Annotated in this window: 19 protein-coding genes; 3 read left to right on the top strand and 16 right to left on the bottom strand. The window is 44.9% G+C overall.

Annotated features, from left to right (window positions below; genetic code table 11):
- The first annotated feature begins 52 nt into the window (after nt 1-52).
- Nucleotides 53-1,210, top strand: coding sequence for an MFS transporter (locus DYI25_RS00975; RefSeq protein ID WP_213365890.1), 1,158 nt, complete (start codon nt 53-55; stop codon nt 1,208-1,210).
- 110 nt (nt 1,211-1,320) lie between these two features.
- Here the strand turns inward: DYI25_RS00975 and DYI25_RS00970 are convergent, their stop codons facing one another.
- From DYI25_RS00970 to DYI25_RS00920, 11 genes are all read right to left on the bottom strand, one after another.
- Complete coding sequence (locus DYI25_RS00970; RefSeq protein WP_213365888.1) at nt 1,321-2,841, bottom strand: class I adenylate-forming enzyme family protein; 1,521 nt, start codon at nt 2,839-2,841, stop codon at nt 1,321-1,323.
- A gap of 208 nt (nt 2,842-3,049) precedes the next feature.
- The gene (locus tag DYI25_RS00965; protein WP_213365885.1) at nt 3,050-3,379 is read right to left on the bottom strand and encodes a hydrolase; all 330 of its coding nucleotides are present in this window, start codon (nt 3,377-3,379) and stop codon (nt 3,050-3,052) included.
- 656 nt (nt 3,380-4,035) lie between these two features.
- Nucleotides 4,036-4,776 (bottom strand): 3-oxoacyl-ACP reductase FabG, encoded by a 741-nt coding sequence (gene fabG / locus DYI25_RS00960; RefSeq protein WP_213365882.1) that lies wholly within the window; start codon nt 4,774-4,776, stop codon nt 4,036-4,038.
- A gap of 12 nt (nt 4,777-4,788) precedes the next feature.
- A complete protein-coding gene (locus tag DYI25_RS00955; RefSeq protein WP_213365879.1) occupies nt 4,789-5,691 on the bottom strand; it encodes an alpha/beta fold hydrolase in 903 nt (300 codons plus the stop codon).
- Nucleotides 5,691-6,707 (bottom strand): 3-oxoacyl-ACP synthase, encoded by a 1,017-nt coding sequence (locus DYI25_RS00950; RefSeq protein ID WP_213365876.1) that lies wholly within the window; start codon nt 6,705-6,707, stop codon nt 5,691-5,693. Before DYI25_RS00950 ends, DYI25_RS00955 begins: the two co-directional genes overlap by 1 nt.
- A 95-nt stretch (nt 6,708-6,802) precedes the next feature.
- On the bottom strand, nt 6,803-6,982 hold the full coding sequence (locus tag DYI25_RS00945; protein WP_213365873.1) for a hypothetical protein: 180 nt from the start codon (nt 6,980-6,982) through the stop codon (nt 6,803-6,805).
- Complete coding sequence (locus tag DYI25_RS00940; protein ID WP_213369310.1) at nt 6,982-7,983, bottom strand: branched-chain amino acid ABC transporter permease; 1,002 nt, start codon at nt 7,981-7,983, stop codon at nt 6,982-6,984. Before DYI25_RS00940 ends, DYI25_RS00945 begins: the two co-directional genes overlap by 1 nt.
- A 16-nt stretch (nt 7,984-7,999) precedes the next feature.
- A complete protein-coding gene (locus tag DYI25_RS00935) occupies nt 8,000-8,860 on the bottom strand; it encodes a branched-chain amino acid ABC transporter permease (protein WP_213365870.1) in 861 nt (286 codons plus the stop codon).
- Nucleotides 8,861-8,877: 17 nt separating this feature from the next.
- Nucleotides 8,878-9,585: an ABC transporter ATP-binding protein gene (locus DYI25_RS00930; RefSeq protein WP_213365867.1), complete on the bottom strand. Its 708-nt coding sequence runs from the start codon at nt 9,583-9,585 to the stop codon at nt 8,878-8,880.
- Complete coding sequence (locus tag DYI25_RS00925; RefSeq protein WP_213365864.1) at nt 9,563-10,336, bottom strand: ABC transporter ATP-binding protein; 774 nt, start codon at nt 10,334-10,336, stop codon at nt 9,563-9,565. The genes DYI25_RS00930 and DYI25_RS00925 overlap by 23 nt, the downstream gene beginning before the upstream one ends.
- 98 nt (nt 10,337-10,434) lie before the next feature.
- Complete coding sequence (locus tag DYI25_RS00920; protein ID WP_213365861.1) at nt 10,435-11,679, bottom strand: substrate-binding domain-containing protein; 1,245 nt, start codon at nt 11,677-11,679, stop codon at nt 10,435-10,437.
- Between the two features lie 194 nt (nt 11,680-11,873).
- Between DYI25_RS00920 and DYI25_RS00915 the strand changes: the two genes are divergently transcribed.
- The gene (locus DYI25_RS00915) at nt 11,874-12,131 is read left to right on the top strand and encodes a DUF3949 domain-containing protein (RefSeq protein ID WP_213365857.1); all 258 of its coding nucleotides are present in this window, start codon (nt 11,874-11,876) and stop codon (nt 12,129-12,131) included.
- Between the two features lie 97 nt (nt 12,132-12,228).
- Nucleotides 12,229-12,546, top strand: a complete 318-nt coding sequence (locus DYI25_RS00910) for a hypothetical protein (RefSeq protein WP_213365854.1) — start codon at nt 12,229-12,231, stop codon at nt 12,544-12,546.
- A 30-nt stretch (nt 12,547-12,576) separates the two neighbouring features.
- Here the strand turns inward: DYI25_RS00910 and DYI25_RS00905 are convergent, their stop codons facing one another.
- The 5 genes from DYI25_RS00905 to DYI25_RS00885 all read right to left on the bottom strand — a co-directional run bounded on the left by DYI25_RS00905 (nt 12,577) and on the right by DYI25_RS00885 (nt 18,633).
- Nucleotides 12,577-12,978: a VOC family protein gene (locus DYI25_RS00905; RefSeq protein ID WP_213365851.1), complete on the bottom strand. Its 402-nt coding sequence runs from the start codon at nt 12,976-12,978 to the stop codon at nt 12,577-12,579.
- A 32-nt stretch (nt 12,979-13,010) separates the two neighbouring features.
- A complete protein-coding gene (locus tag DYI25_RS00900; protein ID WP_213365849.1) occupies nt 13,011-16,247 on the bottom strand; it encodes a BTAD domain-containing putative transcriptional regulator in 3,237 nt (1,078 codons plus the stop codon).
- Between the two features lie 105 nt (nt 16,248-16,352).
- Nucleotides 16,353-16,907: a signal peptidase I gene (lepB, locus tag DYI25_RS00895; protein WP_213365847.1), complete on the bottom strand. Its 555-nt coding sequence runs from the start codon at nt 16,905-16,907 to the stop codon at nt 16,353-16,355.
- A 35-nt stretch (nt 16,908-16,942) separates the two neighbouring features.
- Nucleotides 16,943-17,557 (bottom strand): TVP38/TMEM64 family protein, encoded by a 615-nt coding sequence (locus tag DYI25_RS00890; protein ID WP_213365844.1) that lies wholly within the window; start codon nt 17,555-17,557, stop codon nt 16,943-16,945.
- A gap of 137 nt (nt 17,558-17,694) precedes the next feature.
- The gene (locus tag DYI25_RS00885) at nt 17,695-18,633 is read right to left on the bottom strand and encodes an LCP family protein (RefSeq protein ID WP_213365842.1); all 939 of its coding nucleotides are present in this window, start codon (nt 18,631-18,633) and stop codon (nt 17,695-17,697) included.
- Nucleotides 18,634-18,728 lie beyond the last annotated feature (95 nt).

Here is an 18,728-nt window from a genome sequence, read left to right as displayed (position 1 = left end):
AACCTGCAAAAGCCTGGGCAACTGCATATATTGTTGATGGCAGGTGATACTCATGAAGTCTTTGATCTTTTTTCAAAAGGCATCCATTCTACTTACGACTTGCGCCATCATGGTTGCAAGCAATATTTATACGTTGATTCCCATTTATTCCGTGCTCGCGGATAACCTGGAAATCGCTGAGTCACATGTCGTGCTGGCTGGAGGATTGTTCACATTTTTCTATGCCTGTGGACTGCTGTCATTCGGCCCGGTATCCGATTCCACAGGCCGGAGGAAAATCCTTGTGTTTGGATTACTGGCATCTGCCATGACAACGTTGGCTGTCGGGTTTTCGTCGGGTTCCCTCAGTTTGTGGATCACCCGTTCACTGCAGGGAATGACATTGGCTACGTTCGCTTCAGTCGCGTTTGCCTACTCTTACGACCTTTTCACTTTCCGGCAAAGGACCATTTTGGTTGTATTAATCAACACTGGCTTTTTGATTGCAGGCATCTTTGGCCAAGTTGCCAGCGCTTTCCTTGCCGACGCATTCTCCTGGAACGCAGTCTACATTTTCTTTGCTGCCATCTATTTTATTCTGTTCGCAGCAGCCTTTTTCCTGCTGATAGAACCACCAGCAAAGCCTGTCGAACAAAAACCTTTGATGAGCATTTTCTATCAATTGTTTAAAGACCAGCGGCTTGTGAAGTGTTATGTAATCACCTTTTCACTCCTGTTTGCGATCATCGCCTTCTATGATGCGATTGGCCGTTTTTTCGCCGGACATGCAGCAGACCTGCTGATGATTCGGCTTGTTGGCTTGATTGGAGCTGCCCTATCCCTTTTTACAGGAAAATTGATGGATTGGTGGGGGGAGTTGCGTACACTGATGTTCGGTCTGGCTATTGGGTCTGTCAGTGCGTTCATGCTGCTATTCTTACAAATGACTGAAGCATTAATCCTATTTTCAATCTCTTTTGTTTCTTCTATATCACTCGTCATCCCTACAGTTATTACGTTGATTGGTTTTTACGGCAGCAGCCAGCGGGCAAAAGCACTCTCACTATATTCGTTCATCCTGCTGATCGGAGCAAGCCTGGCTCCTCCAGTCGCCGCAGTTTTGCCATTCAAAGGCGTCATGCTGCTGTTATCGTCACTTTTCCTGTTTAATATTTGGCTGTGCTTTTTTATAAAAGATGAAAAGGCATTCCAGTCTGCAAATGCTGACTGAAATGCCCTTTTTCATGTTTCAGGCTGTTGATTGGGTCTGGTTATGTTGAGCTTTCGCCCTGAACTTCGGCTTTATTCCTTAAAATCTCGTTATATTCCTGTATCCCTTTTTCAACTTACTGGCTTCTGATTTTTTCTTGCCATTTCCTTTAACAGTTTCTTATCGATTTTCCCGACATGTGTTTTCGGCATCTGACTGACAAAATGAATATTTTTAGGAACTTTATAGCTCCCTAGCTTTTGTCTGCAATATTTCTTAACTTCAACTTCCGACAACGCCGCTCCTTCTTCAATTACAACAAAGGCCGTTACTGCTTCACCCCATTTATCATCTGCCACCCCAACAACCGCAGCTTCCTGGATGGATGGATGTGAGAAAAGCCAATGTTCTATTTCGAGGGGGTATACATTTTCACCGCCTGTGATGATCATTTCTTTTTTCCGGCCGACAATGTAGTAGTAGCCGTCTTCATCCTTTCTTGCAAGGTCGCCTGTGTGAAGCCAGCCATCCTTCCAAGTACTATCGGTCGCAGTTTCATTTTTCCAATAATAGGAGAACGCATGCTTGCCCTTGATAGCAAGTTCCCCCACCTCACCGGCAAGAACTTCGCTTCCGTCTTCGCTCATGATTTTGATGGAATTGAACAGCATCGGTTTGCCGACTGATCCTCTTTTCACATCCGCCTCTGAAGGGTCTATGTAAAAATTATTCGGGCCAGCTTCTGTCAGTCCATACCCTTCCTTGAAGGCGATACCCTTCTGTTTGTATGCTTCATAAATTTCGTGCGGGCACGGCGCACCTCCAGATAAAAATAATTTCATATCCAGAAATTCCGCTTCATTGAACTGTTCCGATTTTACAAGCATGTGGTGCATCGTTGGCACAAAAAGGACAATACTGCATTTATACCTTATTAGATTCCCGATCGCCTTTTCTGGGGTAAAATCATTTGCCAGCACGACCTTTCCTCCTGCCATTAGGATAGGAACAGAAAGAGCATTCAAACCGCCGGTATGGAACAAAGGTAAATATGTCACTGTCGTGTCCTCATTCGTCAGATTCCAGCTGGCGATCGTGGAAATACTGTTCCAGATGATTGCCCGATGTGACAGAACCGCTCCTTTTGGCTTCCCGGTAGTACCGCCTGTATAAATCATCGCCAAAGGGTCTTCCTCATCTAAATCCATTTCACGCATTTCACGCTGGCCAGCAGATTCCTCAATCAGCCGCGACATCCGCGTACCATTGATTTGAATACAGCGGTCTTCCTCACCCCAGATCATCGTCACCTCTTTTGTAAAATTTGAATGGAACGCAAGGATCGTGGGTTCACAATCTTTTATAATAAAGGCTAATTCATCCACAGATAGCCTCCAGTTCAAGGGGACGAAAATGGCGCCAATCTTTCCACAGGCAAACAGCATATCAAAATAACTTATTCCATTTGGCGCGAGCAAGGCTATTCTGTCTCCCTTTTTAACCCCATTTGTTTTTAACCACGCCGCGATTGCTTTAGCCCGATCATTGACTTCGCTGTAAGACCAGCCCTGATCTGTCTCTGCATCGACAATCGCAGCGGCCTTAGGGGTCAAACTTGCTCTTGCTTCAAGCCAATCGAGCTCCCACCTCACCGCAATCTCTCCCTCTCTCGTCATGATGGGTTTATTTTAGGAAATGGGAGTTACAGGATAGTTACATATCGATAAGAAAAGCGGAAGCGCCTTGGTCAGCCCCGATAAGTGCTGGAGCTACACACTTATCATTGTGCTAAAAGTTTCTTCTTTCTTTTAAAGAATAAATAAACACCACAGCATGTTTTGCTGTGGTGTTCTGTTTTCTCTATCTATGCAACTCTTCTTCTGTCAAAATCCCCATGTTTCTTACATGATTCTTCGCTTCGGCATCGCCAAACCTGTAAACCATTGCGTATATTTCCTTCAGCGCATGGTCATATTCGGCATGTTCACGGTCTGGATCCTTAAAAGGATGCAGATGGGAATTTCCGTATGTCGCCCAGTCCGCATTATAATTTTCATCCAGATATTCACGCAAATCCTTTATTTCTTCGCCCGTCGCGATCAAGGTAAAATGCCCCTCAGGTTCAGCAGGCCTATCCAGCACCTCTCCGCTTTCTATATTAAAGTAGTATTTTTGTTTTTGCTCTTCCATGTCTAGCACCTCATTCTTTTTTTATACATTTACCACTTTTGGAGGGTAGTTAACCCTAAAGTGATTACAGCGGAAACAAAAGGTTGGATGCAATGCATGTTTGGTATTTTAGAGCACCTTCTGGCCAATTGCAGTGGGAACAATTATTTTTAATACCGGTTGGGGGGATTTATTTACGGTTAAAACAAGTTTATTTACGGTTGTATAAGTTTTATTTACGGTTGAGATCATTTTATTTACGGTTAGCTCGAATATATTTACGGTTGAGCAAATTTTTTCTGCGGACTCGAAGTTTTAACCGTTGGGAAAATTTAATCCTCGTTGACGGAGTTTTTATCCCCGTTGAAGCCATTTTAATCCCGCTGGCGGAGTTTTTATCCCCGTTGCGACAATTTTAATTCCCGTTGGTGAAGCTTTATTCCCAGTTACAACAGTTTCCCACCCCTCCTTACCCAAAAATAAAAAGCGCATCAAGTGCGCTTTTACGGTTAATAAAGTTATTTAGTTTTGGATAACTACATATAGTGGTCCTAATCCAGCTCCAGCGCCTAGCCCCTCGAGTCGCTTCGGTCCGCCCAATGAAGTCAAAGAACGACTTCACCGGTCGGCCCTCCAGCGCTTGTCGGGGCTGAACGAGGCGCATCCGCTTTTTGTTCTTACATCATAATCCCGCCATCTACATGAAGGGTGGTGCCGTTTATATATTTCGATTCGTCCGAGGCAAGGAACAAATAAGCGTTGGCAATGTCCTCTGGCAAACCGAGCCTGCCAAGCGGTACAAGCATTTTCATTTGTTCGATCACTTTGTCCGGCACTGCGGCAGTCATACCCGTTTCAATGAATCCTGGTGCGACTGCATTGACGTTGATGCCTTTTCGGCCAAGTTCCTTTGCCCATGTTTTCGTCATCCCGACGACTCCGGCTTTTGTTGCTGCGTAGTTTGTCTGTCCCACATTGCCGTATATGCCGGAAACTGAAGATGTATTGATGATTCTCCCTGAACCTTGCTGGACCAACGCTGGGACAACCGCCTGGGCGCAATTGAACACGCCGGTCAGGTTGACATCAACGACCTTCTGAAAGTCTTCAACCGCCAACTTGTGAAGCATCCCATCCCTGGTGATGCCTGCATTATTTATTAAAATATCAATCTTGCCAAAGTGGCTAAGGACGTTTTGGACCATCGAGTCAACACTGGCTCTGTCGGCAACGTTAACCTGAAAAAAAGCGACTTCATAGCCCTCAGCTGATAGTTCGGCTGCACGTTTGGATCCTGTTTCTTCATCAAAATCCGCCATTGCAACCCTTGCGCCTTCACTGGCAAAAGTCTTAGCCGCAGCAAGCCCTATCCCGTTCGCTCCACCTGTAATAATCGCTACTTTATCTTTCAATCTCATAAAAACACCTTCCTACTCTGCTAAAAATCCTTCAATATGCTGCAATAGCTGATCCAGATCATCCACTAATGGCGAGTGTCCGCAATCCTTCAGTTCCATAAACTTTGCCCGGCCTGCAAAATCCTCGACAATTTCATCTGCCATCCTCTGAGTAACAACGAGATCCCGGTCGCCTCGAAGCACAAGTACAGGAATCTGGATGTCCTTCACCTGATCAGTACCATCTCCCAAACCGTTGTTCACACCACTGATATTGAATGTATTAAGAGAATGGTAGACTTCAGCCAAATTTCGCTGTGTCAGCATATCATCAACATATTCGTCATAATGCCGTTCTTCCGGCTGACGTTCGGTATAAATCAACATATTCCACATTGCCTTTAAAAATCCTCTATTTTGCTGGTCATAGGCCGTCTGGACGGCAATCGTTTTACCAGCATCCGTCTTTACATCCTCATAAGTAACCAGCCGGTTGTTAATATCCGGCAGACCTTCCTCACTCGTGCCGAAGAACGGATATCCTCTCGTTGATGCAGATGCGAGCAGCACAAGTTTTTCACAATAATCAGGGTAATCAGCGGCGAACTGCATTCCTACCGCTCCTCCCGTCGACCAGCCAACAATGGCAAAATCCTTCAACCCAATTTCATCTACAAACATCTTGACATCATCAGAAAAATCCTTAATGGACATGATTGGCTTACGGTAGCTGGACTCACCAAATCCCCGCATATCAATCGCAAAAATTTTATATTCAGGATTTATCTGATCAATCAGCAAGTCCCAGTGTTTGGAGGATGTCATATTACCGTGTATCAACAAAACATTTTTAGTTCCGCCATCTCGTTCCCTATAAGCGATCGTTTCTCCATTCCTCAAATTAACTTTCTTCAATTCTACTGCCGTTTTTTCCATTACAACACGCCCTTTCCCCAGCGAATAGTTGTTGCCCCCCAGGCATAGCCGATCCCAGCACTGACAAGAACGGCAACATCCCCATCCTTTATTTTCCCTGCCTTTTCTGCCAGTTCCAGCGACAGGATCTGGTCAATCTGACCAATGTGCCCATAGTCTTCGAGGTAGATGGAATTTTCTTGTGATAGTCCTAGCTCGCTCAAGACAAAATCATGTGCCGACCGCTTCATGTGAAGCATCCCAACGTAGGCGATGTCCTTTTCGGAAAATCCGCTTTTCTCGACGGACCTACGGATGACCTTCAGGAAATTGGCCATCGATTTTTGCTCAAGCCGTTCTTTCATTCCCCGGGGATCCAGAACATCAAGCTGGTACAGTCCCCCTTCTAGATTCTCCACTGAAATCGGATTTTTCGTCCCGCCAGCAACCACCACGACATCCTCGGAAAAAGATCCATCGGTAATCATTTCTGTTTCTAGCAGCACGTTCTCCTGATGGCCCTTTTGCAATAAAATCGCACCTCCGCCGGCCCCAAGATTGTACATGAACCGAGTTCTCGGATTCTGGTAATCTATGAAATCACCATTACGATAGCCACCGGCGAGGAGGACAGTATTGATCGCCGAATCAGAGAGCATCATTCCTTTAGCCAGCTTCAGGGCCATAACGGTCGTTCCGCATCTTAATGACGTATCGAAGGCCCAAGCATTCCTTGCACCGATTTCCTCCTGCAGCTTGATTCCGGCTGTCCATAATGGATACTCCTTGTATTCCTCGCCTATATAGATGACGAGGTCGATATCCATTGGTTCTATGTTTGTTTTTGCCAATGCAATTCTCGCAGCCTTGATTCCCATCTCACATGTATGGTCACCCGGACCGGGCACCGGCTTTTTCTTTATTCCCATTTTTTCTTCCACAACTTGTTCAGGAATTCCTGCCAACCGGGCAATTTCCGCTCCTGTGACATAGGTTTCAGGAAGGTAGATTCCCGTACTGACAATGCCAATCTGCATCTTCTTCCCTCCTATAAGAAAAGTACAAGCGCTGGAGCTAGACCCTAATCTTAGTGCAAAAAGTTTATACTTTTCTTTTAAAGTAAATACCGCATCTATGATTCTCCAACAATTTCTTTAATAAATTCCATTGCCGATTCTACGGAATCAAACACTGCTTCTTTTTCTTCCTGCACATGGGTTACCTTGACCCTCCAGTATTTTCTGCCGCTGTCCATTTCAATGTCCGCGAGCTGGAAACGAAGTACGAATGAAGTAACTTGCTTCGTTTCCATCACGAATCTCCCTGACTTACAGCCTCTGATTCAACCGGAATCGATGTTTTCTTTTTCTTTCTGAATTTCAGCTTCTGCAAGGAACCGACGATTCCCATCGGGAAGAACATGACTGCGAGGATATAAATGATGCCGAAAAAGATAATCCATCTTTCGAATATCCAGTGAACCTTCGCCAGCTCTGTGAGCCAGTGATGTGAAAACTCGATGATTCCCGCGCCGATAATCGCCCCGACAAGTGTCCCGACTCCGCCAATGATTGTCATCAGCAACGCATCAAGCGTGATATCCATCGTGAATACACTAGTGTTCACGAACCGTAAAGAAACAGCATATAAAATCCCTGCAATCCCAGCGATGACTCCGGATACGACACTAGCAATGACTTTATAGTGTAAAACGCTATATCCAAGCGATTCTGTCCGCTGTTCATTTTCCCTGATTGCCTGAAGGACTCTTCCGAGTGGTGAGTTGGTGAACCTTTTTAATAAAATGAATACAATGACCATGGAACCTAGGCAAATCAGGTAAAAGTCAGTCCGGTCCTTCAGGAAATCCGGCACCCTGAAAGTGAAGCCATCATTTCCATAAGTAACAGTGCGCCATTTTTCAGCGAGCACTAAAAACAATCCAGCGAATGCCATCGTCAACATCGCGTAAAAATGACTTTTCAGGCGCAGTGTCAGCAGCCCGACGAAATAACTTACCACAGCAGTCAGCAGAATCGTGACCAGTACAGCCAGCAGAAAGTAGCTTGTTTCGGGCTCGAACCTTTTCATGAAGACACCTACCGTGTAAGCCCCGATTCCGAAGAACATCGCATGGCCGAACGAGACGATGCCTGTGTATCCGAGCAGTATGTCATAGCTCATCGCCAATACGGCAAAAATGAACACTTGGGAGAGAAGGATGAGCATGCTTCTTGAATCGTAGACAAAAGGAAGTACTGCCAGGAATCCAGCGACAATCAAATATAAGATGTTCATTCGATTTGAAAACATTCTAGTCATTATCCCCTCACCCCTTTGTCCCGAATAAGCCCTGTGGCCTGAAGATCAATACGACTGCCATCAGCAGCATATTAGCTGCCAGCGCAAGGTCCGGCACATAATAGGCCATGAAAGAGCCTGACAGTCCCACCAAAATCGCAGCCATCACCGAGCCGGTAAAGCTTCCCATTCCCCCGATGACCACTACGATGAACGCAAGGATCGCGAACTCCATCCCCATATCCGCATAAATCACGCCAGAATATGGCCCCAGGAGCATCCCGCCAAGAGCAGCCATGCCGGCTCCAATCATGAATACGAACATGAATACTCTCTGTATGTTGACTCCTAGCGATTGGACCATTTCCTTGTTCATGACCCCAGCGCGAACGACCAGGCCAATCTTTGTCTTTTTAAGCAGGTATTGTACAGCAAGGAATACCGCAAATCCTACGGCAATGATGAAAACACGGTATTTGATGATGATGATCCCGCCAAACTCCCAGCTGCCTGAAAGGTAATCAGGGGTTACCGCTGATATCTGGTTAGGTCCCCATACGACTTTTAACATCTCCGATAAAACAAGCATCAAGCCGAGCGTGATTAATATTTGCTGAACATGGTTGCCGTAAACAGGTTTAATGATCCAGCGTTCGGTTACAATTCCGAGGATCATACCAGTAAGGATGGCGCCGATGATCCCAATAAAAAAGCTTCCTGTCGAGGTATAAATCCAAATGCCGCTGTACGCTCCCCAGGCAAACAATCCCCCATGGGCAAAATTAAGCACATCCATCAGGCCAAAAATCAAAGTAAGGCCGGCTGCCAGGAGGAAGATCAGCATTCCCGTGGCTAGGCCATTAAGGCTCAAGTTTATTAATACATCCACTTTTGCTCCCCCCTATCCTAAGCAATACCGAGATATTTCCGTCTCATTTCTTCGTCCTCACGGAGGAGGTTCATCGAGCCGTTCGATACCGTCCTGCCATCATCGATAATGTAAAAGCTGTCGCCAATCGTGCTGGCCATCATGAAGTTTTGTTCAACAAGAATGATTGTTGTTTTATCCTTCATTTGCTGGATGGATTCCATTACCTTCTCGACAACGATGGGAGCGAGGCCTTTGCTTGGTTCATCGATCAAGAGCAATTCATTATCATTGACATATGCTCTTGCGATGGAAAGCATCTGCTTCTGCCCGCCGCTCAATAGTCCGCCCGGTTTTTTCCAGAATTTTTTCAAGTCAGGAAAAAGATCAAGAATCCACTCAAGCCGCTGCAGGGTTTCTTCATTTTCTTTTTTGACCGCCACTTTAATATTCTCTTCGACAGTAAGCCCAGCAAAAATCCCCTGGTCTTCGGGAACATAACCGATCCCTTTATTTGCAATCGTAAAAGTTGGCAGACTCTTAATTTCTTCTCCTTTAAATAAAACTGAACCTTTAGCGGCCGGATTCAGCCCCATGATCGTTCGGAGCGTTGTTGTTTTCCCGGCTCCATTCCGGCCAAGTAATACAGTAACCTCCCCCTTTGGCACTTCAAATGAGATACCTTGAAGGATATGATACTGGCCGATGAATGTCTCAACCTGGTCAAGCTTCAGCAGCGTGCTCACTATGCAAACCTCCCAAATATGCAGACTGGACCATTTCATTTTTCATAATATCTTTAGGCGTTCCATCGGCGAGCAGGGCACCATTGAACAAGACCATGATGGAATCAGAAAGATCCATGATCATATCCATCTTGTGTTCGATCAAAATGATCGTCCGGTCGCCGCGTTGTTTGATTTTCCTGATTACCTCCAGGATTGCCGGAACCTCTTCGAGTGACATGCCTGCTGTCGGTTCATCGAGCAGCAGCACCTCAGTGTTCAAAGCAAGCAGCATCGCGATTTCCAGCTTTCTTTTTTCACCGTGGGCAAGATTCCTTGCCAGTGCATCCTTCTTGTCATCGAGCAGGACAAGCTTCAGCCACTCTTCTGCCTTCTCCTCGAACTTATTAAAAGAACGAAAATGCCTGAGCATCTGAAAACGGACTCCTTCATGTGACTGGACCGCAAGACGGACATTTTCCATCACCGTCAGGTTTGGGAATACATTAGTGATCTGGAAGGACCGTCCGATTCCTGCCCTCGTTCTTTTTGTAGGAGAGAGCTTGGTTATTTCGCTGCCTTTATACATGACCTGTCCATTCGTTGGCATGAGCTGCCCGCTCAACAAGTTGAAGAAAGTCGTTTTTCCGGCACCGTTCGGACCGATGATTGATTTGAAATGATTGTGCGGGACTGAGATGCTGACAGAATCTACCGCGGTATGACCGCCAAATGTAATGCTAAGATCTTTCGTCTCTATAATTGCCGTCATATACTTCTCACCACCCATAATCGTATTAAGCTTAAGTATCGATTAAGTAAAAGCATAATGAACTCCGGCTAGATTACCGAAGTTCATTATGAATATGATTAATTGCGGATCGGAGGAGCTGTTTCTTCTGGAGAGAGCTCACGGATCAGCACAGGAACTGGATAGTCAACTCCGTCCTTTTTCTCCAGCTTGATTGCGTATAGTGACTGAAGTGCCTGATGGTCTTCTTCCCGGAAGGTCATTTGCCCTTTCGGAGTATCAAAGCTCATCCCTTCCATTGTCTTGATCAATTTTTGCGAATCGGTGTCACCTTCCGTTTTCTTCAAAGCTTCCACAATCGCCATCGCGGCTGTCATGCCTCCTGGCGTAAATAAATCTGGAAGCTCCCCGTTAAAGCGCTTTTTATGTTCATCAACAAGCCATTTATTGATGTCATTTTGCGGAAGGTCATGATAATAAACCGTGAAGCCTTCCATTCCGACAAGCGGCTCCATCGTTGCCAGCGCAGCGATATCAGGAGCACCAGTAGAGATTTTGATTCCTTTTTCCTGGACCTTCATGTCTGCAATCTGGTTCCATGGTGAGTTCGCCCCAGCCCAGACGACAAACAAGTAATCAGGCTTCTGGTCGATGATTTTCTGGATATTGGAGGTGAAATCAGTTGCAGCCGGGTCTGCATATTCTTCATGGACAACTTCAGCGCCAAGCTTTTCCGCTGCTTCTTTAAACGCTGCGACGCCATCTCGGCCAAATGAATAATCCGGAGCAAGAGTCGCGATTTTTACGCCATCCTTCGCAATTGCAGCGGCACCCGCAACAGCATCCTGGGAAGAGTTACGCGCCGTGCGGAAAATATATTTATTGAATTCAGAACCTGTGATGCTGTCTGCTACAGCAGGCTCAACGATCATGATTTTTTCATATTCCTCAGCCAGTGGCAGAACTGCCAGCGTGTCACCTGAACTAGAAGAACCGACCAGGAAGTCTACTTCATCCTCCTCAAGCAGCTTCGTCGCTTTCTGGACAGCTACTTCAGGTTTAGTCTCCGTATCTTCAATAATGAATTCAATTTTACGGCCCGCTACTTCATTTGTTCCGTCAGTAGCGTATTCAAGTCCCAGCTCGAACCCGCGAAGTGTCTGCTTCCCATAAGCCTCAAGTCCGCCTGTTTGCGAAGCCAGCACGCCAATCTTGATCGGTTCTGTGTTTTTCGGTTCATCATTTCCTTCTTTTCCTTCAGTACCGCCTGACTTCTCAGTTCCCGATCCACCGCAGGCACTTGTAAACATCAGGACCAAAATGAGCATAAAAGTTAAAACAAAATTCCGTTGACCAGCTTTCATTTCCTTTCCCCCTTTAAAATGTTGATTCCAAAGCCCACGAGCTTTGACATCATCTTAAAAAACTCTAGTTACAAAAGAGTTACATCAGATTGAAGACAATCAGTAAAAGGGTTGAGGGTTGAAAAAATAGCTTAATATGAAACTAAAAAGAGGCTTAGTCCGTATAGAGAGATACTAGAATGGGGTCAACTTCGATGGATTCCGTATTTTTGTTTATTATCATCCTTTTCACTCTGCCATTCATCATTACTACTGTCATCATGACGCCGATCCAGTACAGATACATAACAAAAATGGAAGAGTTAAAGAAAGCACGAAAGCAAACACAGGGAAGAATGTATGAGGAAATGCCTGTCCAGGAAGAAATACTTCACATGAACCTGCAATCGAATCCGTTGTTCATCCCGGCAAATATCATTGCAGGGATGATTTATAAATTCTGCCATCGGTAAAATGGACTTCCATATCCAAATTTTAAATAATTAGTATCCCCTCCTATTTTTATGGCAATAACTTTACTAAATTGCCTAAAACATGGAGGGGATTTCTATGCAGGGAATCTACTTGATCAATGAACAGATTCATATAAACGGGCTCTCCCGGGATGAAAGTGTTGACATCCAGCAAAAAGCCCTACTTTATTTTATTAATAAAGAAAGTGTGGAGCCTATAAAATTAAATCCTTATCAACTGAACGAGCATTATACAATTCCTCATGCCCTGCTCTATGATTTAAAGATTCATCAAAAACAGATTGATTGCCTTCTGATGTATTCAAATGAGTCAATAGCAGACTTTGCAGCAACCTATCCTGCGAGGTGGCTGATCCTGAAAAGTTATTTTGACTCAATCCTCACAGTGGTCTAAACGTAACTGACAGCTTAAATCAGCCACAGATCAAGTACCGTCTGTCCCGCCAAATGCGATGCAGTAGCCATCAAGGTCCTTGACAGCAAACTCCTTCCAGGGTCCATTATTTTCATCAACCCATGGCTGGATTGCAATTTGCGCCCCTTTTTCATTGAATTCATGGTATAACTCATCAAGCGAATTCCAGTTTTCTACGTAGCAATAAAGGTCGAACCCGTGCTTATCGCCTGCTGCCGGCGGATTAGGTCTCACTTCTTTCGGATCGCTGGCTTCGAGCAATTTTATGGCCAGCCCGGTAAATCCATCACGGACCACCCACCAATCGGTCACCTCGCAGCCTAGTATTTCAGAATAAAACTTCTTTGCTTTCTCAATATCGGACACTAGCAATACTTTTAATGAGCTATGAATCTGTCTTTTCTTTTCCAACCCAAATTCTCCTTTTGATTGACCTAAATTGATTAATTCCCTTCAATGATCATCTCATACATATGTCTTGTAGGTTCTAGCGGCGGGACTCCCAGCTCCTCCTCTAACACCTCAATGCATTTTTTATACCATCGGATTGCCTGCGGACGATTGTTTTTCCGATAATAGCAAAACATGAGCAATCGGTAAGCTTCCTCCCAAGTTCTGTCCTTATGGAGGATTTTTTGGCACCAATGAATGGCAGAATCATAGTTTTCTCGCCTTACATTCAGCTGGGCAAGCTTTTCCGTACTGCGCAAAAAGTAAACAAGCAGCCGTTCTCGCTCATTAAGGCACCAGTCCTCATACCTTCTTTCCGGAAGATAATCCCCGTTGTATAAATTCAAGGCACGCTCTAGTTCCTCCATTGATTTTTCCGTGTTCTTCTCTTCAAGGCCAGCCTCTGCCCATTCTTCAAAGATACGTGAATCCAGCTCAATTGCTGCGTGGGGGTTAATTCCGTATCCTGCTCCCTCCCTGATAATAAAAAATGGGGCGGATCTCGCTTTACGAGAAGGCTCCAGTACATTATTCAAAGCATTCAAGGCAACTTTAAAATCTCTGTCTGCATTCTTTTCCTCATGGACTGGCCAAAGAATCTGGAAAATGTCCTCCTTCATCAGGAACTGGCTCCTTTTTGTCAAGAAAAGCTGGAAAAGCTCTTTCGCCTTCCCCCTCTGCCAATCCCTGTCCTCCACTTCCCTGTCTCCAAGCCAAAGCCTGAATTGGCCAAGCGTTTGAACCCTTAGCGTATAGCCAGGATGGGCATTCAAACCGGGAATCTTCAAATCCTCCATCAGCTTCTCTGCATAGCCAGGCGCAATTGACTCCTTTACTGCTGCGATTAGCATCGGTGCGAAAACCTGCAAGTCTCGCGGGCCAAATGTCGTCCGTTTTTTCATAAAAAATTCATATCCACCTGACTTCATCAGTTTTAAAAAGCTAGAAAATGCTGTTTTGAACCCATGCCCATCATTTAATGAGAAATAATAAAAGGAGTTCCAAAACGCAAGCAGCATTCTGCCATATTCATCGCCACACTGACTGATTAGCCCCTCTGCTTTTCGAAGGTTTTCGCTTGCCTCCTTGTGCCTGTCGTTGTAAATTGACGCGATGGCAAGGCAAAGCGTAATGAGTGCGGAGAGCCAAACATCCTTCACCTGTTCTGTTTCAAGCAGCGCCTTTCTTCCAGCCTCAGCAGCCCGCTCATACTCACGTCTTGATCCATATAGAATGCATAGGCCCATCAGCGGTTCAGCCTTCCCTCTTTCGATACTTAGCCGTCCCATGATATCAAGTGCCGTTTCATAGCATTTTTCTGCCAGATCCAAATCGTATTGGTCAATCAGCTGGACTGCATGCCCCATCCTGATCCATCCGCAAGCCTCCACAAACGGAGCCTGGATTTCGATACCATGCTGGATCCCTGATTGGGACAATGCCTTCGCCTGAATGCCATTGCCTGTAAAAGCTTCAATCAATGCCAGCAGCAAATCCGTTTCCCTATGCGATTGAGGCAAATGCTGCTTTTCATCCAGATGGCCATTTGTTTTAACATCACTTAAAATTCTTCTCGTTTCTTCAAATCGGCCGGTCCTTAAAGTTAGCCGGGCTTCCAGGTTCCCATCCTCGATATGAACACCCATCGACCTTGCCCGTTCAATCCATTTTTCGGCCTTCAATGCCTGTCCGGAATTGATGAGGTTTTCAGCAAGCAGTCGATAGAGCCTTCCCGTTTCCTCAGCAGCACCATCAAGCATCGCCGCTTCCCGAAGCTCTATAGCTTGAGCTAGAATACGTTCAGCTTTAAACGGCTGGATCGTATCAAGATAAATTTTCGCTTTGCCTTCAAGAGCCTTGCTTTTCCATTCCGCATTTCCTATCCTGTCAGCTGTTTGAATTGCCTGTTCATAACATGCTTCCGATTGCTTATATAATGAACGGTAGCGATATACCTCAGCTTCAAGAAACAATAGTGAACAATAGCGCTTTTTATCTTCGATCGGGATTTTCGCAAGCCGCTCCTGCAGATTCTCGAGCTTCCCCATTTCGAGAAGCTCCATCCCCTGTTCGTCCATAATCGCCGCAGCAGCACGATATTGGCCAATTTTTTCATAGCAGAATAAAGCCTCTTCCCACTGCCCTTTTTTTTCAAAATAATGTGCACTATTCATCATTAAAACTCTGTATTGTTCAGGCTGGCTTGTGATCAGCCGGTTCTCGAGGAATTCTCGGAAAAGCGCATGATACCTGAACTGGCTGCTGCCAACCTGCTGGATGAACAGGTTTTTTGAAGTCAGCTGCTGCAGCATCTGGATGGAACCATTCATACCGAGGATGTGGTCGCATACATCCGTAGTTATTTCTTCAAAGATGCTTGTCTGTTCAAGGAATTGCTGGACCATTGGAGGCTGTTTCGAAAACACTTCATAAACCAAGTATTGAAAAAGATCCTCAAGCGACTTTGCAGGCTCTGCCAAAAGCTCATCAAGACTCTGAAGATGTGGCAGCTGCTGAGCGATCATCCCAATTGCAATGACCCAACCTTCCGTAATGTTATATAGCTGGTCTATCTGTTCGTCACTTATCGAAATCTGATGATAATCAGAAAGGAGCAGCTCGATTTCCTCTTTGCCAAAAATCAAATCTGACTTCGAAATCTCATTCAATTCATTCTTAGCCCTCATCTTAGCAAGGACTTTCCATCCAGGATTTGTCCTGGTCGAAATGACAAGATGGAGATGGCCCGGCATATGCTTCAGTAGTTTTTCCATCCAGACATTGATGTGATAGGAATGCTCTATTGCGTGGAAATCATCGAGGATGACAATGATTTCTTCAGGTATTTGGAGTGTCTCATTGATGAAGAGCGAAGAGAGCATGCTAAGTTCCTCTTCTCTTATATAACGGTCCATTTTTTTCATGTATGATATTAACTCATGGCCAAAATCCGGGAACAAGGTTTGAATCGAGGCTGTCAAATAGGATAGAAACGGAAGAATATCGTCATCGGAAGAAGTGATTGTATACCAGCAGCAAGATTGTTTCTGATCCTTGACATGCAATGCCAGAGCCGTGCTCTTTCCATAACCGGCTCCCGCCTGGATGATGGTGAGCGGCTTTTCGGTAATCGCTTTCATTTTTCGCGATAATTTGGCTCGCCTAATCCATTGTTCCTGTAAGCCTGGAACAATTAATTTCGTTTTGATTAATGGCAATGTTCCCTGCATAGAATCTCCGCCCTGTTTTTCATAATAATGATGCCAGTCTAACATAATCAAAATAAAAAAAGACTCGAAAATTGACGAGTCTTTTCACTTCTCTATAAGCTATTGTTAGAATGATACATCCATTTCCCCGAGCGGCCAGTATCTCAGATTGACCTTGCCGACGACTTGCTCTTCCGAAATGAACCCAAACTGCCTGCTGTCCCAGCTGCCAAGGCGGTTATCGCCAAGGACGAACAATTTTCCTTCAGGCACTCTTTCAACCCCGGTTAAATCCCCAAGGGTAAAATCGCCGGTCAAATAGCCACCTGGTGATTGTTCGCGATACTGCTTCAAGAAAGGTTCCTTCACTTTTTTGCCATTGATGAATAACATGTCTTCTCGATATTCAACTTTATCGCCTGGCAGGCCGATGACCCGCTTCACAAAGTCTTCTTCTTTATTTGCGTGAAATACAATCACGTCAAACCTCTCGAGGTCTTTCGATTCATATCCCAACTTATTGACAACGACTTTATTCCCATCTTCCAGTGTAGGAAGCATCGATTCCCCTTCAACGACATAATTGGAAAAAAAGAAAATCCTGATAAAAACAAAAATGATCATTCCGAGGGCAAAAGCTTTGACCCACTCGATCCCTTCCCTTTTTACGATTTCTTTCATGTACTACCTTCACCACCTGTTTTCTGTCCCTGCTATCAGTCATTATCGTCTTTTCCAACACTCATATTCATTTTTACTTCAATTCTTTTGCCGATATACCACAGGATGGCGATTACTGCCAAAACGATGGCAGTTCGCGCAGGATTAGTGATTAATGAACGAATATCATATCCTACAAAGCTTATTGTAAAAATCATCACCATTTTCCCTGTTATCACTGCAAGCATATACTGAGCCATGCTGATTTTTGAAAGCCCGGCAACAATATTGACGAGAGCAGATGGAGTAAAAGGGAAGCACAGCATCAGGAAGATTGGGCCAAATCCATGCCGTTCAATCCAGTTCATCCCCTTCTGGACTTTTGGGTGGCGCTGCAAAAACCCCAGGATCCGTCCCTGTCCGTACCGACGGAAAATCAAAAAGACAATCAATGCCCCCAGAACTGCACCTATCCAGGAAAAGAGAAACCCAAGCCATAGCCCAAAGGCATTGGCATTTGCCATCACAAATAAAAACAATGGCAGGAAAGGCAAGAACGCTTCCAACATTGGCAGCAGAATTCCCGGAATCGGCCCAAATGAGCGGTATTGGTTGAGCAAATCCATAATATTTTCAATTGTAAACCATTCTTTCATTAATTCAACATCCATTGAGATCTCCTTGTCCAAACAACTCAGCAAATCAGGTTTCTGAAATCTTCACAGAGTTCTGATCACCCATAACCTATTTACCTCTTAGAGATAATTGTACACCTCTAAATCTTAATTGAGGAATTTTTACAAGCTGTCTATTTAGTTAAAAAATTCTGTAGCGCGGTCCTGTTTTCTTCAAAGTTTATCGCCAATACGGCACCTGCACCGCTTACCCTCTGGTTCTCGAATGATCCCTCAACCGGTATCCTCATTGTTTCGATATTCCGATTATCCTTTGAAATCAGCCCTTTTCCCATAAATAAGATATCGCCCGTATCCATATTGGTATTGATAAACGGAGTAACGACTCCAACCAATTTAGGGAGCTTCGGCAGTGTCTGGATGCTGGCAAACTGCTTGCCGACTTCCTTTATGACATTTTGCTGGCGTTCTACACGGCCAAAATCCCCGACTGCATCCTGGCGGAACCGGACATATCCAAGCAGATGTTTCCCGTCCAGTCTTTGAACACCTGGCTCCAGAGTGACACCAATTCCCTCTGACATTCTCTTTTCAACATTGACTTCAACACCTTCGGGAAATGCTTCATCAATTAGACGCACAAACCCTTCAAAATCAACGATTGAATAATATTGGAGACTGACATCAAAGTTCTCCTTTATAGTCTGCCTCAGTAGCTCCGGTCCACCAAAGGCAAACGCAGCATTGATTTTATTTTTTCCATGTCCCGGAATCTCCACATACGTATCCCTCATAATCGAGGTCAATTTATAAGACTCTGTATCTGGATTATAACTGGCAATCATGATCGTATCTGACCGCGAAGTTTCCTTCCCTCTCGCGTCACTGCCAATCAGCAGGATATTCGTGAGGCCATTTTGGTCACTCTCGCCATTAAAATGATATTCCTGCTTGTTTTCCTCCGCCGCTTTTTCCGAATCATTCACCCCAGAACGGTACTGCATATAGGAATACAGTGCAACGGCTCCGACCAGAAGGAATAGCAGCAGAAAAATGCTGGACCATCTGATTCTTTTTCTTCTCTTCTTATGTTGGTGTCTTTCATATCTCATTCGAAAAACCCTTCCGATTTATAAATATTGATCTAACATGAATATTATTAAGCCCTTTTTGTTAACTTGTTGCTTTTACACTGTTTTGATTCATG

The sequence above is a fragment of the Mesobacillus boroniphilus genome, from assembly GCF_018424685.1.
GTDB lineage: Bacteria > Bacillota > Bacilli > Bacillales > Cytobacillaceae > Mesobacillus > Mesobacillus boroniphilus_A.
The sequence above is the reverse complement of the archived record's forward strand: the minus strand, read 5'-3'. Positions and strand labels throughout refer to the sequence as shown.